At 55.3% G+C, this 19,031-nt stretch carries 22 protein-coding genes; 9 read left to right on the forward strand and 13 right to left on the reverse strand.

Translation table 11 applies throughout. From position 1 onward, the window contains the following. Complete coding sequence (gene priA / locus SynROS8604_RS10890) at window positions 1–2,280, reverse strand: primosomal protein N' (RefSeq protein WP_186544000.1); 2,280 nt, start codon at window positions 2,278–2,280, stop codon at window positions 1–3. Window positions 2,281–2,599: 319 nt separating this feature from the next. Here priA and rpoD point away from each other — a divergent pair, with 319 nt between their 5' ends. Both rpoD and SynROS8604_RS10900 read left to right on the forward strand, forming a co-directional pair. Then, window positions 2,600–3,931: an RNA polymerase sigma factor RpoD gene (rpoD, locus tag SynROS8604_RS10895; RefSeq protein WP_186544001.1), complete on the forward strand. Its 1,332-nt coding sequence runs from the start codon at window positions 2,600–2,602 to the stop codon at window positions 3,929–3,931. Window positions 3,932–4,116: 185 nt separating this feature from the next. Next, window positions 4,117–4,473: a hypothetical protein gene (locus tag SynROS8604_RS10900; protein WP_186544002.1), complete on the forward strand. Its 357-nt coding sequence runs from the start codon at window positions 4,117–4,119 to the stop codon at window positions 4,471–4,473. 106 nt (window positions 4,474–4,579) lie between these two features. On the opposite strand, the gene SynROS8604_RS10905 is transcribed toward SynROS8604_RS10900, so the two are convergent. After that, window positions 4,580–5,035, reverse strand: a complete 456-nt coding sequence (locus SynROS8604_RS10905) for a DUF6561 domain-containing protein (RefSeq protein ID WP_186544003.1) — start codon at window positions 5,033–5,035, stop codon at window positions 4,580–4,582. Between the two features lie 137 nt (window positions 5,036–5,172). Between SynROS8604_RS10905 and hemC the strand changes: the two genes are divergently transcribed. Continuing rightward, window positions 5,173–6,123: a hydroxymethylbilane synthase gene (gene hemC, locus SynROS8604_RS10910; protein ID WP_186544004.1), complete on the forward strand. Its 951-nt coding sequence runs from the start codon at window positions 5,173–5,175 to the stop codon at window positions 6,121–6,123. A 9-nt stretch (window positions 6,124–6,132) separates the two neighbouring features. On the opposite strand, the gene SynROS8604_RS10915 is transcribed toward hemC, so the two are convergent. Continuing rightward, on the reverse strand, window positions 6,133–6,675 hold the full coding sequence (locus tag SynROS8604_RS10915; RefSeq protein ID WP_186545950.1) for a L,D-transpeptidase: 543 nt from the start codon (window positions 6,673–6,675) through the stop codon (window positions 6,133–6,135). 128 nt (window positions 6,676–6,803) lie between these two features. On the opposite strand from SynROS8604_RS10915, the gene SynROS8604_RS15960 reads away from it, so the two are divergent. Beyond that, the gene (locus SynROS8604_RS15960) at window positions 6,804–7,163 is read left to right on the forward strand and encodes a hypothetical protein (RefSeq protein WP_255445010.1); all 360 of its coding nucleotides are present in this window, start codon (window positions 6,804–6,806) and stop codon (window positions 7,161–7,163) included. 278 nt (window positions 7,164–7,441) lie between these two features. Beyond that, a complete protein-coding gene (locus SynROS8604_RS15965) occupies window positions 7,442–7,789 on the forward strand; it encodes a hypothetical protein (protein ID WP_255445011.1) in 348 nt (115 codons plus the stop codon). Window positions 7,790–7,879: 90 nt separating this feature from the next. On the opposite strand, the gene SynROS8604_RS10925 is transcribed toward SynROS8604_RS15965, so the two are convergent. From SynROS8604_RS10925 to SynROS8604_RS10940, 5 genes are all read right to left on the reverse strand, one after another. After that, the gene (locus SynROS8604_RS10925; RefSeq protein WP_186544005.1) at window positions 7,880–8,467 is read right to left on the reverse strand and encodes an inorganic diphosphatase; all 588 of its coding nucleotides are present in this window, start codon (window positions 8,465–8,467) and stop codon (window positions 7,880–7,882) included. Between the two features lie 80 nt (window positions 8,468–8,547). Continuing rightward, window positions 8,548–10,083: a carboxypeptidase M32 gene (locus SynROS8604_RS10930; RefSeq protein ID WP_186544006.1), complete on the reverse strand. Its 1,536-nt coding sequence runs from the start codon at window positions 10,081–10,083 to the stop codon at window positions 8,548–8,550. Window positions 10,084–10,189: 106 nt separating this feature from the next. Then, window positions 10,190–10,474, reverse strand: a complete 285-nt coding sequence (locus SynROS8604_RS10935) for a DUF6737 family protein (RefSeq protein ID WP_370586507.1) — start codon at window positions 10,472–10,474, stop codon at window positions 10,190–10,192. After that, the gene (locus SynROS8604_RS15970) at window positions 10,423–10,656 is read right to left on the reverse strand and encodes a hypothetical protein (protein WP_006853421.1); all 234 of its coding nucleotides are present in this window, start codon (window positions 10,654–10,656) and stop codon (window positions 10,423–10,425) included. The genes SynROS8604_RS10935 and SynROS8604_RS15970 overlap by 52 nt, the downstream gene beginning before the upstream one ends. A gap of 60 nt (window positions 10,657–10,716) precedes the next feature. Then, window positions 10,717–11,004, reverse strand: a complete 288-nt coding sequence (locus SynROS8604_RS10940) for a hypothetical protein (RefSeq protein WP_006853422.1) — start codon at window positions 11,002–11,004, stop codon at window positions 10,717–10,719. Window positions 11,005–11,095: 91 nt separating this feature from the next. Between SynROS8604_RS10940 and SynROS8604_RS10945 the strand changes: the two genes are divergently transcribed. The 4 genes from SynROS8604_RS10945 to SynROS8604_RS10960 all read left to right on the forward strand — a co-directional run bounded on the left by SynROS8604_RS10945 (window position 11,096) and on the right by SynROS8604_RS10960 (window position 14,487). Further along, on the forward strand, window positions 11,096–11,395 hold the full coding sequence (locus tag SynROS8604_RS10945) for a 4a-hydroxytetrahydrobiopterin dehydratase (RefSeq protein ID WP_186544007.1): 300 nt from the start codon (window positions 11,096–11,098) through the stop codon (window positions 11,393–11,395). 8 nt (window positions 11,396–11,403) lie between these two features. Further along, the gene (locus SynROS8604_RS10950) at window positions 11,404–12,456 is read left to right on the forward strand and encodes a GTP-binding protein (RefSeq protein ID WP_186544008.1); all 1,053 of its coding nucleotides are present in this window, start codon (window positions 11,404–11,406) and stop codon (window positions 12,454–12,456) included. 84 nt (window positions 12,457–12,540) lie between these two features. Further along, on the forward strand, window positions 12,541–12,690 hold the full coding sequence (locus SynROS8604_RS10955) for a hypothetical protein (protein WP_186544009.1): 150 nt from the start codon (window positions 12,541–12,543) through the stop codon (window positions 12,688–12,690). A gap of 258 nt (window positions 12,691–12,948) precedes the next feature. Then, a complete protein-coding gene (locus tag SynROS8604_RS10960; protein WP_186544010.1) occupies window positions 12,949–14,487 on the forward strand; it encodes an iron ABC transporter permease in 1,539 nt (512 codons plus the stop codon). On the opposite strand, the gene SynROS8604_RS10965 is transcribed toward SynROS8604_RS10960, so the two are convergent. From SynROS8604_RS10965 to SynROS8604_RS10985, 5 genes are read right to left on the reverse strand one after another with little or no spacing between them, the layout of a single operon-like run. Next, a complete protein-coding gene (locus SynROS8604_RS10965) occupies window positions 14,484–15,515 on the reverse strand; it encodes an esterase-like activity of phytase family protein (RefSeq protein ID WP_186544011.1) in 1,032 nt (343 codons plus the stop codon). The genes SynROS8604_RS10960 and SynROS8604_RS10965 overlap by 4 nt on opposite strands. Beyond that, complete coding sequence (locus SynROS8604_RS10970) at window positions 15,515–16,462, reverse strand: lysylphosphatidylglycerol synthase domain-containing protein (protein WP_186544012.1); 948 nt, start codon at window positions 16,460–16,462, stop codon at window positions 15,515–15,517. Before SynROS8604_RS10970 ends, SynROS8604_RS10965 begins: the two co-directional genes overlap by 1 nt. Beyond that, a complete protein-coding gene (gene larC / locus SynROS8604_RS10975) occupies window positions 16,456–17,667 on the reverse strand; it encodes a nickel pincer cofactor biosynthesis protein LarC (RefSeq protein ID WP_186544013.1) in 1,212 nt (403 codons plus the stop codon). Before larC ends, SynROS8604_RS10970 begins: the two co-directional genes overlap by 7 nt. Next, entirely contained in the window at window positions 17,664–18,302 is a 639-nt protein-coding gene (locus SynROS8604_RS10980) for a hypothetical protein (protein WP_186544014.1), read from the reverse strand. Before SynROS8604_RS10980 ends, larC begins: the two co-directional genes overlap by 4 nt. Next, window positions 18,302–18,958, reverse strand: coding sequence for a hypothetical protein (locus tag SynROS8604_RS10985; protein ID WP_186544015.1), 657 nt, complete (start codon window positions 18,956–18,958; stop codon window positions 18,302–18,304). The genes SynROS8604_RS10980 and SynROS8604_RS10985 overlap by 1 nt, the downstream gene beginning before the upstream one ends. Window positions 18,959–19,031: the final 73 nt, after the last annotated feature.

The raw sequence follows: 19,031 nt of genomic DNA on the forward strand, positions 1-19,031 counted from the left end.
TCAGAGCTGCAGCGGGTCTGGATCAACAGCCAGGGCCACCCCACTGGGCAAGCCATCCCACAGAGAGCTCCCGGGTGGCAAAGGCAAGGCCGAAGCTTGGGGCCCATGCAACAACAACTGCCAGCGGCTGCGACCAGCAACCCGTGCCACAGGAGCTGGAGCTGGACCGATGAGCTGCCAACCAGAGTCCGTGCAACCAGGTCGAAGCTGTTCCGCCAACACGGCGGCTGCCGTCGCCGTTGTGGATGCAGATGTCCCAGACAATCGCAACACGCAAGCCCTGGCAAAGGGCACCAATCCAGCATCGCGTCGCTCCGCGGCTTCCTCCTCCAGAAAACGCTCATAACGCCCATCCACTAAATGCAAAATCACCGGATGATCGGGGCTGTAGGTCTGAACGAGCACTTGCCCTGGACGCTCACCACGACCAGCCCTGCCAGCCAGTTGCAACAACAACTGAAGCGCCTGCTCCCCAGCGCGAAGATCGGGACGATGCAACAGGCCATCAGCCGCCAACACGGCCGCAAGCGTGACGCGCGGCAGGTCCATCCCTTTTGCCAACATTTGAGTCCCCACCAAGACATCCGCTTCGCCAGCGGCAAATTGATCCAACAAGCGCCGATGGCCGTCGCGTCCCCCGGTGGTATCCCGGTCAAAGCGCAGCAATCGCAGTCCTTCCAACTCAGACTCCAGCTGTTCCAAAACCCGTTGAGTCCCAGCGCCAAAGGGCTTAAAAGCCGTAGAACCACAGTGCCCGCAGCTCGTCGTCACCGGGGCTCGATGATCACACCAGTGGCAACGCAGCCACTGTTGAGCGGTGCTTTTCCCATGAACGGTTAGCGCCACATCGCAGTGGGGACACTGCATCACCTCCCCACAGCTTCGGCAGCTCAAAAACGTGCTGTATCCACGACGCGGCACCAAGACAACCGCCTGTTCCCCTTGTTCAGGAAGTTTCGACAAGCGATCCATAAGCGCCCTGCTGATTAAGCAGCGATGGCCATCGGCCAGCTCATGGCGCATGTCAATGATCTGGACCGGCGGCAAAGGCTGATCAGAGATGCGCTGTTGAAGCTGCGCTAAAGCCAGCGGACCGTCTGGAGCGAGCTGAATCCAGGTTTCAAGAGAGGGGGTGGCGCTACCTAGCAACACACGCCCTCCCTCCCGCTGCACTCTCGCCATCGCCAGGTCACGAGCGTGATAGCAGGGCATCGGGGATTCCTGCTTGTAAGAGCTGTCATGCTCCTCGTCCAACACGATCAAACCCAGGGGGCTGAGCGGCAGAAAGATGGCCGAACGGGTGCCAACGATGACGAGCGGCCCCTCTGCTTCCAGGCTGTTGCGCCAGGTGTGTACCCGTTCCCGTTCCGTGCATCCACTGTGATATTCGAGCACGCGCGACCCAAATCGACGTCGACAGCGATCGACCAGCTGGGGGATGAGACCAATTTCAGGGGTTAGCACCAACACATGCCGCCCTGCGGCCAACTCATCGGCAGCCAGCTGGAGATAGACCTCGGTCTTCCCTGAACCGGTGATCCCCCAAAGCAGCACACCCCCGCCTTCCGGCTGATTTTTAAGGGTTTCGATCGCACTCTTCTGCTCGTCGGTAAGGCTTCTCGAAACTTCCATCTCCGGAACCACTCCCAGCGACGGAGGACTTGGTTGGGCATCCGTGGCGAGACGCAACTCACGAACCAGCCGTTCACGGCGCACCAGGGCTTGCACGATTCCTGATTGAAAGCCTGCCGCTACCAGGTCTCGCTGCCACGCTCCTCCCCCCAACTCCTGCAACTTGGCCACCAAGCAGGCCTGCCGCGCTGGCAAATCAGCATCCAAACCAGCGCTGTTATCAAGCAACGACACCCACCACAGCCTGCGTTCCTTCACGCTGGCGACAACGCGCTGACCAAGCCAGCCGGGAGGAAGCGCTGCTTTCAGCATTCGAAACGGGCTGGTGTGGCAACGCTGCGCCATCTCCTCAAGCCACGATCTCCATGACTGTCCAACAGCAGCCTGTTGAAGGAGAGCCTCGACCGGCTGGAGCGCACGCTTTTCATCCACAGACGGCCTGCGGCAGGCCGTGACCAAACCCTGCATGCGACGACCACGAAGAGACACCTGAACCAAGTCCCCTAAACGGACATTAAGCTGCTTGCCATCGCTGTAGGTGAAGGTGCGACCATCCCGCCCAGCCTCAAGCCAAACATCAACCACCACTGAAACTGGCGGCGGACGGACGGGATTTTTTGAAAAATCGGTTAATGGGGTTGCGTTCATGACACGTTTTTTTTAAAATAAAACTGTTGGACAGCTCAATAGCTGTTGTTGGAACCAGCAGAGTTCCTTCCAAAGGGAAGATCCGAAGTTCGAGCCATGGGATTCCATGAAGCCGACCGGTCTGAGAATGCCCTTGACAGTTCTGCATCGGACCACTCCAGCTCTCTCAACTTTCCTTAACGCTCCGCGTTTTTCTTTGCGCATCGTTTCTATGACGGGAAGGTGACGCCACAAAAGCAACGGCCCTCATCAGGCTGGTTTCCCTGACTGTTGATGACATTCGCCTCCTGTCCCGCTCTCTCCCTCGTTACTGACCGCCATGAGTCCTGCCGCGACCAAATTGGCACAGGCCAAAGCAAAACCAGCGCCTTCGATCGTGATGCTGGCCGATGAAAAAGGTCAGCCAAAGCCGGTGAAGGCCAAAGCAAAGCCTGCCTCGAAAGCCAAAACCACCACAAAAGCAAGCACGAAAACAAAAGCAAGCAAAACCAGCACAAAAGCCAAAACCAGCAAGGCCAGCAGCAAAGCAAAAGCCACCGCTCCTGCCGCCAACCTGGACACATCAGCCGATCAATTGCTGGCTGCTGCAGCAACAACCACAACCGCGCTGAAAGCCTCTGAAACGGCAGATGCAAAGGCCAAAGATGCCAAAGCAGAAGCGAAAGCCAAGGTCTTAGCGAGCATCAAAGTTGGACCTAAAGGTGTCTACACCGAAGACTCCATTCGGGTATATCTGCAGGAAATTGGACGCATCCGCCTCCTGCGTCCAGACGAAGAGATTGAATTGGCTCGCAAAATTGCGGACCTGCTGCATCTCGAAGAGCTAGCTGCACAATTTGAAAGCGATAACGGCAAACTTCCTGACACCAAGGAATGGGCAGCACTGGTTGAGATGCCAGTGATCCGATTCCGCAGACGGCTGATGCTCGGCCGACGCGCCAAAGAAAAAATGGTGCAATCGAACTTGCGCCTAGTGGTATCGATCGCCAAGAAGTACATGAACCGAGGCCTGAGCTTTCAGGACCTCATTCAGGAAGGCAGCCTCGGTCTCATTCGTGCTGCAGAGAAATTCGATCATGAAAAGGGGTATAAGTTTTCGACCTATGCCACTTGGTGGATCCGTCAGGCGATCACCCGCGCCATTGCCGATCAGTCGCGAACCATCCGACTACCCGTTCACCTCTACGAGACCATTTCAAGGATCAAGAAAACCACCAAGGTTCTCAGCCAGGAATTTGGTCGCAAACCAACAGAGGAAGAAATTGCTGAATCGATGGAAATGACCATCGAAAAATTGCGATTTATCGCTAAGAGTGCACAGCTCCCAATCTCCCTCGAAACACCCATCGGCAAAGAAGAGGATTCACGACTAGGCGACTTCATCGAAGCTGACATCGAGAATCCAGAGCAAGATGTTGCCAAAAACCTTCTTCGCGAAGACCTTGAAGGAGTTCTTGCAACGCTTAGCCCCCGTGAGCGTGATGTCCTACGCCTTCGCTATGGCCTTGACGATGGGCGCATGAAAACATTGGAAGAGATTGGTCAAATCTTTGATGTAACCCGCGAACGGATTCGTCAAATTGAAGCCAAAGCTCTGCGAAAATTACGCCATCCCAACAGGAATGGAGTTCTGAAGGAATACATCAAATAGCAAGCTCAGTTTAAGCTGACAGCTTTACCATCCCCTGTTTTTGACAGGGTTTTTTATTGCCCCACAGCAAATCTCTCAACACCACACTGAAATCTATCCCAAATGCACATTCCCGACCATTAATCATACTTCCATCAACTCAACCTACAAAACCAATAACAAACAAGCAACGATCGATCAAACAAATGGACAGCAACATTAGAGACTCATCCAGTGATTTCCTGGCAGCCCTGGAGTCACTGAAGAAAGCAAGACTTGTGACCCATGCCTTTATGACGCATGACCACCAATTGAAGGGCCTAACGGAAGCCGAACAAAACAGCTTGCACAACAACATCACGCCATTCTTCAATGCAATCTTTGAGATCGAAGACAGAGTTTTGGCCTGGTATCGTGAATTTCATCCAGACCTCACAGACGATGACGACTTAATTGAGTCAATCGAAAAGGAATTAGACTACGAAACTCTTCTTTCCGAGAAAGGCAAATTGGACCTAGAAAAACTTTTTAAAGAGGATTCCTATATTGGCACCCAGCATTAAAAGCAAGTGGACCCCATTCGAGCTTGAAAACTTAATTTTGAAATTCAAAATTAAAATTTCAAGATTTGAGATTCACGCTCATTCATAGATAGTTGCGAATGACCGCTTATGCCTCATCCTCAATGCATTCGGTGAACTCTTGAAAAGCCCGTTTCAATCGTTCCACAGGAGTTTCTGAAGGCGGACACTCTTGGGATGTGTTGCGTGCATAGACCTGAAGAAGCCGAGGATCAGGATCCAGAATGGAGGCCACGGCGGCTTTATAAACCACAACATTTTTTTGTGACGTCAGGCCCTCTAGATAAGGCTGCAATTGCCAAAGCTGATCGGAACTGGTTTGGATCACACTCAGTGGACGTATCAATTGGTATGCCCGTTCACCATCTGGATCGGTTGTGTTCCTCAGCCGCGCCATCAAGACACCGCCGCTGCTTAACAGAATCAATTTGATCGTGCCCTCATTCAAAAGCGGCAAAAAAGGGAGGACCTCCTTGGCCGACGTTGCCTGATCCAGAGCAGGCAGACCGTCCTTACGAACTCCGTTAACCACAGGCCCTGGCATGGCAATCACTCATCTGTGTTGAATCGTAAAGCTGAGCGCCCTAACAAGGCGACTAAGAGGCATGCCAATTTTCATAGACATGCACGTGACAGCGGGGGGCACGTCTGCGTAATCTTGCGGACTGAAGTCTCTCAAACATGGCCCTTGAGCATCTGCGCATCGCCTCACGCCGCAGCCAGCTGGCCATGGTTCAGACCAATTGGGTCAAAGCAGAACTTGAAAAGGCCCACCCCGGTCTCGCCATTTCTGTTGAGGCCATGGCAACCCAGGGAGACAAAATCCTCGACGTTGCCCTAGCGAAGATCGGAGATAAAGGCTTATTCACCAAAGAGCTGGAAGCTCAAATGCTGGTGGGCCGTGCCGAGATCGCTGTTCACTCCCTCAAAGACCTCCCTACAAATCTTCCCGAAGGGCTGATGCTGGGTTGCATCACCGAACGGGAAGACCCCGCCGATGCCTTAGTGGTGAACAGCAAAAATGCTGAGTACACACTGGAGACACTCCCAGAGGGTTCGGTGGTTGGAACGAGCTCGTTACGCCGCCTAGCCCAACTGCGCTACCACTACCCCCATCTTCAGTTCAAAGACGTTCGTGGGAACGTCATTACCCGTCTTGAGAAACTCGACTCAGGCAATTACGACTGTTTGATCTTGGCCGCCGCTGGACTCAGCCGACTCGGCTTCGGCGATCGAATTCACCAAAGCATCCCCGGAAACATCTCTCTCCATGCGGTGGGTCAAGGAGCTTTAGGGATTGAATGCGTCTGCGATCGTCCCGAAGTGATGGAGCTGATTCAAGTGCTAAACCATGCACCAACCGCAGCTCGCTGCTTAGCGGAACGAGCCTTCCTGAGGGTGCTTGAGGGCGGTTGCCAAGTGCCCATCGGCGTCAACACCCAAATTGAAGGCGACACCATCCAGCTCACGGGAATGGTGGCCAGCCTCGATGGCAAGCGGCTGATCCGTGACGAGCAGGCTGGCCCCATCGCCGATCCTGAAGCGGTGGGACGAGACCTCGCCCATAAGCTCAAAGATCAAGGAGCTGGCGAGATCCTTAGGGAGATCTTTGAACAGGAGCGGAGCCAGTGATCGCTGGTTTCAACGCTTAATTTCCACTGCCATTCCCACTTCCACGTGGTCATACAGCTGCTGAACATGCGCATTCAACATGCGCACACAGCCGTTGGATACGGCCGCTCTGGTTTTGACCCAATGGGGCCAGGGAGTGCCATGAATACCAAATTGATTGGGTCCACTGCGCAGGAAGCCAATCCAGCGATGGCCCAATGGGCTGTTAGGCCCACGTTTGGGATGCAGCTTCCCTGACTTAGTGCTCTGGTACTGAGGATTCATCATCATGTTTTCGACCTTGAACACCCCAGAGGGTGTTGGGGTCTTGGGATCACCGATCGCCACGGGCCATGGGCCATGGGTCTGCCCCTGGCGCACAACACTGATTTGCCTGCGGCCCAGATCCAACACAACGCGCCCCTCCACTGGCGAGCGAACAGCCATTGACACTTGGGTGGGCTGGAATTGGTTGGGCTGGGATCGAGACAGCGCTGGAGCCGCCACGAGAAGAGAGGAAGCGAGCAACGCCACCGGGAGACCAGGGACGCAAGCGATGCATTTGAGACCCATGAGCAGACAACCAAGACTCACTGGTCTCAACGTATGCACTGTGCGAAAAAAAAACCGCACACTGCGAGCAGTGAAACCTTAAGGATTTAAGAAATGTGCTAGCCAAACTCCAGAGCCTCCAAGCCGAAATGAAGCACCAACTGTCCTGGCCTGAAGGAGACGCAAAGCTGTTCTTGCAAGCCATGCAGGAAGTGGGCTGCATGGAAGGCGTTGCAGATCTTGAGCCCATCACCCTGGAAATGATCGAATCCATTCAGAACTTTGCTCTGAAGTCGTCCATCGATCTGAACCACCTCGATGGCATTAAGCCAGCGGCTCTATCAGACAAGATGGCCGATAAAAGCAAACGCGAACAACTCCTTCAGACCCTGATTCTTCTGCCTTATGTAGACATGAAGGTCGACCCACGGATGGTGGCAACTGTGGATGATTTTGCCGAACATCTAGAGATTCACCCCCAAACAATCAAAGACCTACATCGCGTTTGAGACAATCACTTAAAACGACTTTTAATAGATTACGGACGCAGGAGCTTAGGCGAATTTCTGGGCCTCGACTCAGCACCGAAAGTGATCATAGGTGTCATCACAATGTTTCACCAAGCCATCGGTGATCGGGCTGTTTCTGAACGGTATCAACAATTAGAGACTTATCCAAAAGGCAGCCTTGGGCACACAGTTTTCCATTGGTACCGGGATAGGAATTGGGCACTACCGGGGGGGGGGGGGGGGGGGGGGAGCACATCTGAATTACTCTTCAATCACGATTGCTGCCACATTCTTGGAGGATTCAATACAGATGTACAGGGAGAAATGAATGTGGCAGCCTTTCAGGCGGGCTCTTTGACGATGGTTTTGGCTTTGAATCACTTCTAGAAATAATTCTCGACTTTCATTTAGGAAAAGCCTTCAGTACGGTTGGAGATATCATTCCACCCTCCACAGGAGCCTTCCATCCAAACGATGCAATGGAAGGCTGTGAAAAGGGACTGGCTTGCAACACAAACCTCATTAGAGATTTTATTTTCTGGTCAGAAGCTGATCAATCCGTTTCCAAACTACGAGAGAAATTTAATATTCCAGCCTCATCTGGCCCTCTTTTAATTCAACCTTGACCACCAATTCACAATAAAAAAGCGGGGCATCACCCCGCTTTGGCCTAATCATGCAACAGGAGCACCCTATTCAATAGAAGCGCGCTGATATCAATCCACGAGTTTTGGATCAATCTCAGCAACATACCGAGCTTCACAGCTCTTGATGATCTCTACGGCTTTTTCAGTGCCAAAGAATCCATTCACCGTGCAGGTGCCAGGCTTTTTCAGATCCTTGTAATGCTCCCAGTAGTAAGTGGTTTCCTTTTTCCATTGCTCACCAAGATCTTCGAAGCTCTTGATGTGATCAACACGCTTGTCATCTGCCAAAACGGCGATCACCTTGTCATCAACCTCACCACCATCATCAAAGGTCATAATGCCGATAATCCTTGCTTCCACGATCGAACCAGGAATTAAGGGTTCGGTCACGTTCACGATCTCAATATCGAGAGGATCTCCATCCTCATCCCAAGTGCGAGGAATACAGCCATAGGCAAAGGGATAAGCCAGAGAGGAGTACCCAACCCGATCCAGCTTGAGATGGCCTGTTTCCGTAATGAGCTCGTACTTGTTGATCGTGTTGGAGTTCAGCTCCACGATGGTGTTGAGGCGTAGCTCAGACTCATCAGCAAAGGCCGGCAGCACATGAAGCAGGTTGGGCATGCTGCGGCTTGGAGCCTGGTCAAGATTGGCCATGGGAGAGGACGATCAGCGCCGAAATCCTACGGGGGCCCGACCCCAACCCCAAGCACGTATTCGTGCCGCATACGTAACGCTTACGTGCCACAGCTTCGCTTTGCAGCCAAAAGTTGCGCAAGTTTTTCTTCCAGGTAACGCAAGAAGGGTTCAGAGGTCAGCTCCCGACCACTCACGCTCTGCACCAATTGTTCCGCATTCATCGCCCGTCCGACAGGATGCACAGACTCCCTCAGCCAGGCCAGCAAGGGTGCAACGTCACCATTGCGAACATGCTCCTCAGGAGAACCAATGGCAGCGGCCATCGCCTCACTCAGCTGAGCACTGATCAAATGTCCGAGCAAATACGAGGGGAAGTAGCCGAACAGTCCTTCGCTCCAATGCACATCCTGGAGGCAGCCCTCAGCATCATTGGAGGGTGTCACGCCCAGAAGCTCCCCGTACTGCCGATTCCATTCAGCAGGGAGCTCCTCCACCGAAAGGCCTTGCTCGAGCAAAGCAATCTCTAGATCCGTTCGGATCAAAATATGCAAGCCGTAGCTGAGCTCATCGGCCTCGACCCGGTTCAAACCAGGGGCCAACGGGTTCATCGCCCTCCAAAGAGCGTCTGCTGATGCGAGCGGAGCCCCGGCAGCCTCAAAATCCTGCCACCACTGCTGCGCGAACGGCCGACTTCTGGCAACCCGGTTTTCCCAAAACAACGATTGACTTTCATGCACGGCCATGGATGTCGCTTGCCCCAGGGGCCAAGCGAACCATTGATGCGACTGATCAGGAAGGCCCTGCTCGTAGAGAGAGTGGCCCCATTCATGGGCTGTGGCCAAGAAACAGGAGAGCGGTTGTCCTGGAACAACTCTTGTCGTGATCCTGTAGTCGCTTGGACCAAGCGTGATCGAGAAGGGATGGGGGGATCGCGCCACACAAGTGATCGACGCATCCCGTCCCCAGGAGGTCAACAACCTGTCGCAGAGTTGTTGCTGTGCTGGTTCAGGAAGATCCCAACTGAGTTCTCGCTGACGCGGCTGCCCACCCGCTCGTTGCAACAATTCGGGCAAACGCTGCCGAAGTGGTGCAAACAAGGCCTGCAGACGCTCCAACGTGAGATCGGGCTCGAAGGGCTGAGCCAGGGTTTCCCAACAACTGCGCGGCTCTGCAAGCTGTCGTGCCTGTTCCTGGCGCAATCCAATCATGGTGCGCAAAGAGGGAGCAAACAAGCCGAAATCGGAGTCAGCCCTTGCTTGTTGCCAGTTGTTGTAACCATCGGCTTTCGCCGTTGCCAATGCTGCCACCAACGCAGGATCTAAGGCCTGTTGCCTGGCCAGATCCTGTTCAAGCAAATCAAGATTTCGGCCACAAGCGGCCTGTTCCATCCTTGAAAGATCTGACTGGTTCCACTCGACACGGGCTTCCTGGATCAGCTCGGCATACTCCCGAGAGCTCTGCCGGGAATGCAACTGAATCGCGAGGAGCGCCAACTGCTCTCCACGCCAGGAAGCCCCGCCAGAGGGCATACGGGTGTTTTGATCCCAGTAGAGCGTGCTCTCAATGGAGCCAATGATTTTGGTCTGATGCAGGTAATCGCCTAACCGATCCCAGGCCGTGGTCCTGGATCCCATCTGGGCTCCAACGCTGATTGAACCCTATACAGCCCAGTGCTTTGAGGTGAAGACACCCACACATTTCAGCGATGTAAATTCACCACACCTGTGGTGGTGATTGGGTTCAAGGCAGGGGTTGAATCTCCTCTTGCCTTCTATAGGCAGTGGGCACAAGCACCAGAAACAACATCCACCAAGCCAAAATCACCAGGGTTATGGGAAGCGTGATCCAAAGGCGATGAAGAAACAGCCAGCTGCCAATCGAGATGACACAGCCTGTGAGCACGATGCTCCAGGGCTGACACCACCACGGTTTTAAAGACCAAAAAGCAACCGGCTGTTGATTCACGTTCAGACCTACTTTTTCCGGCAATAACCAGCACCAACATTCATCCAACCGGAGGCGCAAGCTTCACCGTTTGTTGGCCTCATTTCATAGTAAATCGGTGATACGCAAGTGGTACCAAGAGTATTCACATAACCCAAGGGACACTGATTATGACCCTTTGCTTTTGGGATCTTTTTCTGCGCTAAGGCGTCGGTGGGTGCGACCAAAGACAACAACACCCCAAGGGCAAACAAACGAACCATCAAAGTTGCAACAACTTTCGGCACTTTAGGGATGACATTGCTGGGAGGCAAAGCAACGACTCATTGTTTGCGGCAATAGCCACCTCCCACATCCACCCATCCGGATGGGCACGATCGGCCGTCGATGGCCTGGACCGTGTAGGTCATCATTCCAAGCGTGGTGCATTTGCCATTGAGCATGTCCACATAGCCCAAAGGACAACGGCTCTCGATCTTTTTGACAATTCGCTGCGCCGAGGCGGATGGCGCCTGACAGGCCCAGATCACAAGCGCTGCTGTGGGAAGGAGTGAGCTCACAACCCAGATCCGAACAGAGGACGAACGACCAAGCAAGGGGGCCATCGCCATGGGCAATCAAAACGCTCTAAAACATTAGGTCGGTTCTCCCAGTGGATGGGCTCTGAACCAAACTTCAGACACCCAAGATCCGGTTTCATCCATGTCAAAGCAAGCCGTTTTGCTCGATGACGCGGCACAGGAGAGCCTCTGCTCTGCTTGCCCTGCTTGGACCATTGCTGATGATGGGCTGGAAAGAGAGTGGCGGTTCCCCTCCTTCGTTGAAGCCTTTGGCTTTATGACTCAGGTTGCACTCCTGGCCGAACGCGCCAATCACCATCCTGAGTGGAGCAATGTCTACAACCGTGTCACCATTCGGCTAACGACCCATGATCTTGGTGGACTGTCCAGCCGTGATGCCGACTTAGCACAAGCGATCGACTCCCTCCCTGCAACTTTTTAAATCCGGCCATGTCAGCGACTGCTTCCAACCAGACCATTGAAACCAACGGCACACCTGTCACCATTCTCACTGGATTTTTAGGCGCCGGAAAGACCACCCTTCTTAACCACATTCTCAGCAATCAAGACGGACTCAAAACGGCTGTTCTCGTGAATGAGTTTGGCGAGATTGGTATTGACAATGATCTTGTGGTGAGCACCAGCGCAGACATGGTGGAACTCAGCAATGGCTGCATCTGCTGCACGATCAATGGTGAGTTATTGGAAGCCGTTGAAAAGATTCTGAAGCACCCAGATCCCTTGGATTATTTGGTTGTGGAGACCACAGGCCTTGCCGATCCACTTCCTGTCGCAATGACATTTCTGGGCAGTGAATTAAGAGATCAGACGAGACTGGATTCGATCATCACCCTGATTGATGCTGAAAATTGCAATGACCGCGTTTTTGAAAGTGAAGTTGGGCGCTCCCAAATCATTTACGGAGACATCCTTCTCCTGAACAAAACTGATTTGGTGCCTAAAGAACGCGTTGAAGCGTTGGAAGAAAGCCTGCGCAGTATCAAGAAAGACGCCCGAATCCTCCATTCCGTCAAAGGCGAGGTTCCCTTGCCCCTGCTGATGAGTGTCGGATTGTTTGAAAGCGATCGCATCGCAAACTCAGCCGATCACGACCACGGGCATGACCATCACGACCATGACCATGACCATGACCATGACCATGACCATGACCATGAAAGCCATGCTGACCATCTCGACATCGAGGGCTATACCTCGCTGTCATTTAGTAGCGACGGACCCTTCTCCCTGCGCAAATTTCAAAACTTCCTCGACAACCAACTGCCCGAGAGCATTTTTCGTGCCAAAGGCATCCTTTGGTTCAACGAAAGCGAAAAGCGCCATGTTTTTCACTTGGCTGGCAAACGTTTCTCTATCGATGACAGCGAGTGGGATGGCCAGCGCAAAAACCAGTTGGTGTTGATCGGTCAAGAGATGGACCACAGCACCCTGAGGAGGCAACTTCAAGACTGCGTTGCCAAAGATGCCGGCAAAGGTTTTTCCTAAACCAATCCTCCTCACACGTTTCGTTCAACCTGGATGTCGAAACCCAATCAAACTGATTAGAGTTTCACCAGCTTTGAGTTGGCGATGTTGGAACTCACCCTTCTCGGGACTGGTTTCATTTTGATTGGCATCGTTCTTTGGTACTCGGCCAACTCTGACGATGACGACAACAGTGGCGGTGGCTTGATGGAGCCCGCACTCGTACCGATCCCTGTTCGGAATCACCGCCGCTGACGGCATCATTTGAGACCCCTTCCCATCTCTCAGCCCAGGGTTTTCAGCGATGAGAAGCCCCAACCAACCAAGCCACTCTTGAGTACTGTTCTCAACAGGTTCTTGGTGCGAATGCAGGTCAATAGGAATCCATTCCGTCAACGGGGACATGACTGCATTCCCTTCTTGTGAAGGCCCGAGCCGTTGGCCTCGCTCCATTGGGATGGCTTCATTGCTATCGCTCGCTTGGTTGATCGCTATGGTTGAGCGCTACCACTCATGACAAGCAAGAGCTTGCAAAGCCAGTGGCAGCAGGGAAGGACCCTCTTGGCAACCTTGGCCTGCCTCCTCGCCGCGCTCGCGCTCTTTCCCTTGGGCGGATTAATTGGAGAGGGGTTCAGGGGCCTCCTTCTTGGCGCGGCCAGCCTGGGAGCCGATGGTCTGATCCAAATCCGTGGAACAACGCTCCTGCTGCTTGGAACCGCGAGTCTCGGGGCCATTCTTGGCTCAGCCAACGGCTGGCTTCTCGCCAATTGCCGCTTCCCCGGCCGACGCCTTCTTCGGATTGCCCAGCTGCTCCCACTCGCCAGCCCTTCGTATCTCTTAGCGGCAACGCTGGTTGATCTGGGCAGCATCCATGGGATCCGAATTCATGGCCTGAGCTGGGGGGTGCTGATCATGGCCTTAAGCACCTATCCCTATGTTTTCCTTCTCAGCACTGAAAGCTTCAGCATCTGCGGACGCCGTCAGCTTGAAGCCTGTCGATGCCTAGGCGTGGGTCCATGGGAAAGCTTTCGACGCATCGCTCTGCCGATGGCTCTCCCTGCCATCGGAGCCGGAATCGCTCTGATGGGAATGGAGGTGGTCAACGAACTTGGGGCCGTCCAACTCCTGGGCATCCCCAGCCTTTCCGCTGGCATTCTCCAAGCCTGGCAACTCGAAGGGAACCCAGCAGGAGCGGTCGGACTTGCCCTCGTCACGCTGATCATCGTGACGGGCCTGTTGATCGGCGAACGCAAACTGCGGCGTCGAAGCCGTCGATGGTCTGAAGGCCTTACGGGTGGAGAATCCCCGAATTGGACGCTCACCGGAACGAGAGCCTTGGCCGCTCAGGCCTTGGGATTCATTCCCCCGTTTCTCAGTCTTGGTACACCCTTGATCTGGGCCTGCTTGAACCTTGATCAACTTCAAACCGGTTTACAACCAGAGCTGTTGCTGTTGACCTTGCGCAGTCTTGGGCTCGCCCTTGCCGCGGCAGGTTTGGCCTTAGCAGCGGCCTTGCTCCTGGCGATCACAAAGCGCTGGACCACGGCCCCTTGGCTGCACAGCCTGACCTTTCTCGCGGGGCTCGGGTATGCGATCCCAGGGGCCGTCCTCGCTCTGGCCCTCCTCCTCATCGGTGGGCCCTGGCAGCTCTCACCCATCCTGCTGTTGCTTTGGGGCTACAGCGATCGCTTTCTTGCCGTTGCCAAAGGGGGACTTGATGCCGGATTGGAACGCATGTCACCCAGCCTGGACGAGGCAGCCACTGGCCTGGGCTGTCGCTGGCCAGATGTGCTTCGTCGCATTCACATTCCCCTGCTGCGGGGCCCGCTCGCGGTCGGTGCCCTGCTTGTCTTTGTGGACACGGTGAAGGAACTTCCGCTGACCTTCGCGCTTCGTCCCTTTGATTTCGACACCCTTTCCGTGCGCGTTTTTCAATATGCGAGCGACGAGCGGCTTGCGGCAGCGCTTTGGCCTGCCTTGATGATCCTTGGACTCGGCCTCATTGCTGCCGCGGCCCTGGTGCCAGGCCTCGACCACACAACTGAGACTTAAGTCTTCGGCAAAGCAGGGCAACCAGAGCTCCGGCGAGGAGCCAACAGTCCCACCAAATTTCGCTGAATCAGACTGAAATTATCGTCACTGACGATCACGAGAGTGCGACGCCCATCGTCAAGCTTTGGCCCCCAAGCCAGACCCTCCCAATTTTCGCGAGGCAGATCCTCACCCCTGAAATCCCAGCCCGTGATGGGCTGCAAAGCCAGCTGAGACTTGCGTTTAGGCCAAGAGAACAACTGGAGCCTGGAGGTCCATTGAAGGGGGCGATGACGACGAATCAGTGCCAACAGGCCAGGGGGGCCTTCCAAGGCAAGAAGTTCGGACAGTCCAACGGTTTCTTCTGAATCGGTTTCTTCTGGTTCTGAGTCGCTGGAATCGAGAGGCAAGCGACCACGCTCTTCCATGACACCTTCCCGGTCCAAATGCGCTAAACGCACGCCATCCCTATCGCCGGCAGCGAGATCCTGAATCAACGGAGCCTCCGCTGCGATCAAGAGTCCACCATCGATGGAGCGCGTCAAAGACTCTGGCCCTTGATTCACCGCGAGTCCCTGACCAGGAAGAGCCATCCATGCAGGTGGCAGAGCCTTGGTCTCCAACAACCAGCCATTGCGAAGCGAAAAACGCTGAAGACGCGCCTGATGCCCTGCTTGACGACGCCCCTCGCTCACAATCCAAGCCCCGTGATCGCCCGTCAGCACCAAACCCTCTGCATCTAACGAGGGAGGGAGGGGGGTTCCACTTTGATCACGCAAAACCAAGCGGGGACCAACCTGCAGTTGACCTCCTGTTCGTAAGGCTTTTGCAAGCGGGCCCACCGGGAGCACATATCCCCATGACGCATCACTCAGCAACCAAAGTCGATCATCCGATGCTTGGTAAGCCGCTGCGGAAAACCCTCCAAGGGACAGCCCGTTATCGGCCCGTTTTGGCAGTTCCCAAAGACGGATCAAAGCCCAACCAGCATCAAGCGGACAGGGCAACGCCTCCCAGCGAATCGGCAATTCAGGGAGAGGCCACACCATCAGAACAGCTGATTAAACGCGAACCTTGCCGTGATCCAGGCATCACCCTTCACAGCAGCAGCAGCGATCAGATCCGCCAAGGTGACGAGCAATCGGTAACTAAGGGCCACGGCAAGCAGGGAAGCCTCCGGCACCATCGTGCCCATACGAATTAACAGAACCACCTCAAACACCCCCAACCCACCTGGAGCAGCAGGAACGACCAGACCTGCCGTCCAGGCAAGGGCAAAGGCCGCAAGCCAAAGGCCTAGGGGCTGCCCAGACACGAGTCCGAACGTTTGCAAGCAGCACCAAAACCCAGCAAATCGACAGAGAACAAACAGCAGTTCGGAGACGAGGGGCCACCAGGGGTACGACGCTCGACCAGTGCCCAGATCCTCATCCTCAATGGAGGTCATCCCCCCCGGATCCACGCGATTGAGCTGACGCAACTTGCTGGTCTCCAACCGACGCAACAAAGGCTCCCGCCAACGGGGCAGCAGCAGCAGAGAAGGAAGAACGCAGAGCAACGCCAAACCGTTTTGAAACCCACCGAACGGCACCCAAAGCAACGCAGCAACGGCCATCACCATGGGCTCCATCAACACTGAAACCAAAGCCTTGCCGCCACCAAGATCAGGCCGGAGAGCACGAAAACGATCGAGGAAATGCCAGACGCCACCAGGCAAATATTTAAGCAAGTTGCTTCGGAGATAGAGCGGCACCAAGGCCAAGCGCTCCGGCTGATGTCCGAGCCAAATCACCAAGACCTTCCAAGCCAGGGCATTGACGACCAAGCTGAGCCAACTCAAACCAAGCCCTAACAACAACCACCACCATCCCTGTCGGCTGATGGTGAGGGCACGCAATCCTGTGGCATGGCTCGCCAACGCCACGCCCACAAAAACGAGGGTCAGCAGGGTGATCCAAAGACGTAAACCACCTGGCAAAGAAAGCCGTTTCAACACTGCCAGTCCTCCTCGGGCACAAAAGCAAGCGTCTCGCGAGAAAGGCGCTCACGAAGCTCCATCACGGTGAGACCCGCCTCAGCAGAGACGCGCTGGAGCTCATCTTGCTCCCACTTCAAGGTGAAGGTCCCATCTGGACGGCGCGTCTGCTTAGCGCGAATCATCCCCCAAGGGGTGGTGCTTGTCCCACAACGACGGGGCAACACCCAGCGCCCCTGTTCTCGCTCCCTTAAGCCGATGGTTGGACTATGGCGCCACCACACCTGCCGCAAGGCCGCTGCCTGATTTGGTGTTGTTAGGGCCATCACAGCAGTACCCGGCCTTTGCTTTTTCATCAACACGGCTCCTTGAGCAACGTCCAATGCACCAGCCAAACGCAAGTGCTGAGCCAGGCTTGCCAACTCTTCGGCCGTGGCATCGTCAATCCAAGCCTCCTGCACCACAAGCTCCTGCCAACCAGGCTCTGTTCTGGTCGCATCACGAATGCGCATCATGCGCAGCAGGTTGGGACGGTCCAAAGACCGATGGCCGAGGCCAATGCCAACGGCTTCAACCTCCATCCTGGAGGGACGATGAAAGTGATCTGCCAACGCCGCCATCAAGGCCAGACCGGTGGGCGTGGTGAGCTCAGCCGCAGGAAAATTTTCCCCCGTGAGGAGCGGCAGCTGATGGCGCTTTGCCAATTCGAGAACCGCTGGCACTGGAACAGGCAACACCCCGTGGGCCGTCGTCACGCGTCCATGGCCTGCTGGGGGTGCTGTGCAATAAATCAAACCCGGGGAAAGGTGCTCAATTCCAGCGCAGACGCCGATCACATCCACCAAGCTGTCGATGGCCCCGATCTCATGGAAATGAACCTGATCAGGAGCACAGCCGTGCACCGTGGCTTCCGCATCAGCCAGGGCCTGAAACACCTGCAAAACCTTGGCCTTTAGGGAAGGTGACAGCGAAGCGTCCGAGATCAACAGGCTTAAATCTGACCAGCGACGATGGGGTGGATTGGATTCCTCGCTCCTCACCGTGAGCCGAAGACCACGCAAGCCACCACTCTTCGCTTCCTCCACGTTGAGTGCATAGGCCTTTGCGAGGCCAAGCGCCTGCAAGGGCTGATGCACAACCGACTCCGGCACTCCTAAATCCAGGAGTGCCGACAACAACATGTCCCCGGCAAGCCCCGTTGGACAATCAATGACCAGCGCACTCATGCTGGCTCTGGTGGCATACCGTCCAGCAACCTGTCGGCGATTGATTCAATCTCAGTGCGCCGCGAACGCAGAAGCTGCTCCACCTCCCGACGGGCCCGTCGTTGCTCGCGCTGAGCCGTGTCGACATCTTGTCCTGACACGCCCCAGATGCGTCCCAATAAAGCCCTGTCATCTTCACCGCCTTGAGGGGGGCCCTCGAGCAATGTCTCTGCAGCCATCCCGGCCTGAAGGACGCGGCTCCAGCGACGCAAGTCTTCCAGAGACAACCGGGCCCGATCGGGCAGTGCAAATTCAGTGACACCGTTGCAGCGCAACCCCGCCTTCAGGCAGCCACGGGTTCCGACAAGAACCCTCTTGACCTCAAGATTTTCCTCTTGAGCCACCAACCAGTGACCTGCCTCGTGAAACGCGACTCTGCGCAATCTGTTGCGTCCCCCGGGCAGGGATTCCGCCAACAGGTGACCTCCCATCCCATTCAACTGAGCGGCATCCACGGTGAGGCCCAATAGGGCCCCTCCCAAGCCGAGAGCAATCCAAGCCGGCGACAGTCCGATCAACGGTCCGAACACAGCCAACCCTGTGGCACTGGCCACCGCGATACCGGCCGTGGTGTTGAAGGTGGGGGAAGAGGGCATCAGGTCTTGGCAGGTCGGGAACGAGCACCTCCCTTACGGGATCCCTCCCGTCCTTTTCCGCCTCGCGTCGGCATCGGTGCAATCACTTCCACAGCCTCTACGGCGAGGAGCTGTCCTTGACGGCGCACATCCAAGCTGACGAAATGTCTTAGGAGCTCGAGGGGCAGCTCTCCAGTGAGCTGAACTTTGAACGGCAACGGGCGGAATCCGTCAGCGCGAGGCAGCTGCCGCACCTTGACCACAAGCTGATTGGCTTCTGGCTTGGTGAAAATCAATTCGCCGCGAATCGAGAAAAAATCGTCGCCTTCGGGCAGTTGATCCAACGCGTCCTGGGCCTCGGAGGCCTCGGCATCCGGGGTTTCCGCTGTCGCCAGCGTGCTTGGCTCCCAAATTCCTGCGATTTGAAGATGCAGCTGCTCAGACTCACGGCAGCGGGGGTACACCACCCAAAGGTGGGGCGTTTTCATGTCGAGATGACGACGCATAAGGGTCAGCATCCTGCCAAGAACGACAGTCTCTAATTCATTGCCATCGGAATCAATCAAGACTCCCCGGGTCAATTGATCCTCGGATTCCGGTCGGTAGATACCCCTAACAACACCGATCGCCCGGTACTGGAGGGGTTCTGTAACCGGGGAAATCGGATGGTCGCGCATTGCTGTCAGTGGCTTCCATTTGCCTGCAGTGACTCTAGCCAGCTCGAGGGATTCGATTCAGAGTGGTCCCAGC

Origin of the sequence: Synechococcus sp. ROS8604 (assembly GCF_014279655.1) — a bacterium.
Lineage (GTDB): Bacteria > Cyanobacteriota > Cyanobacteriia > PCC-6307 > Cyanobiaceae > Synechococcus_C.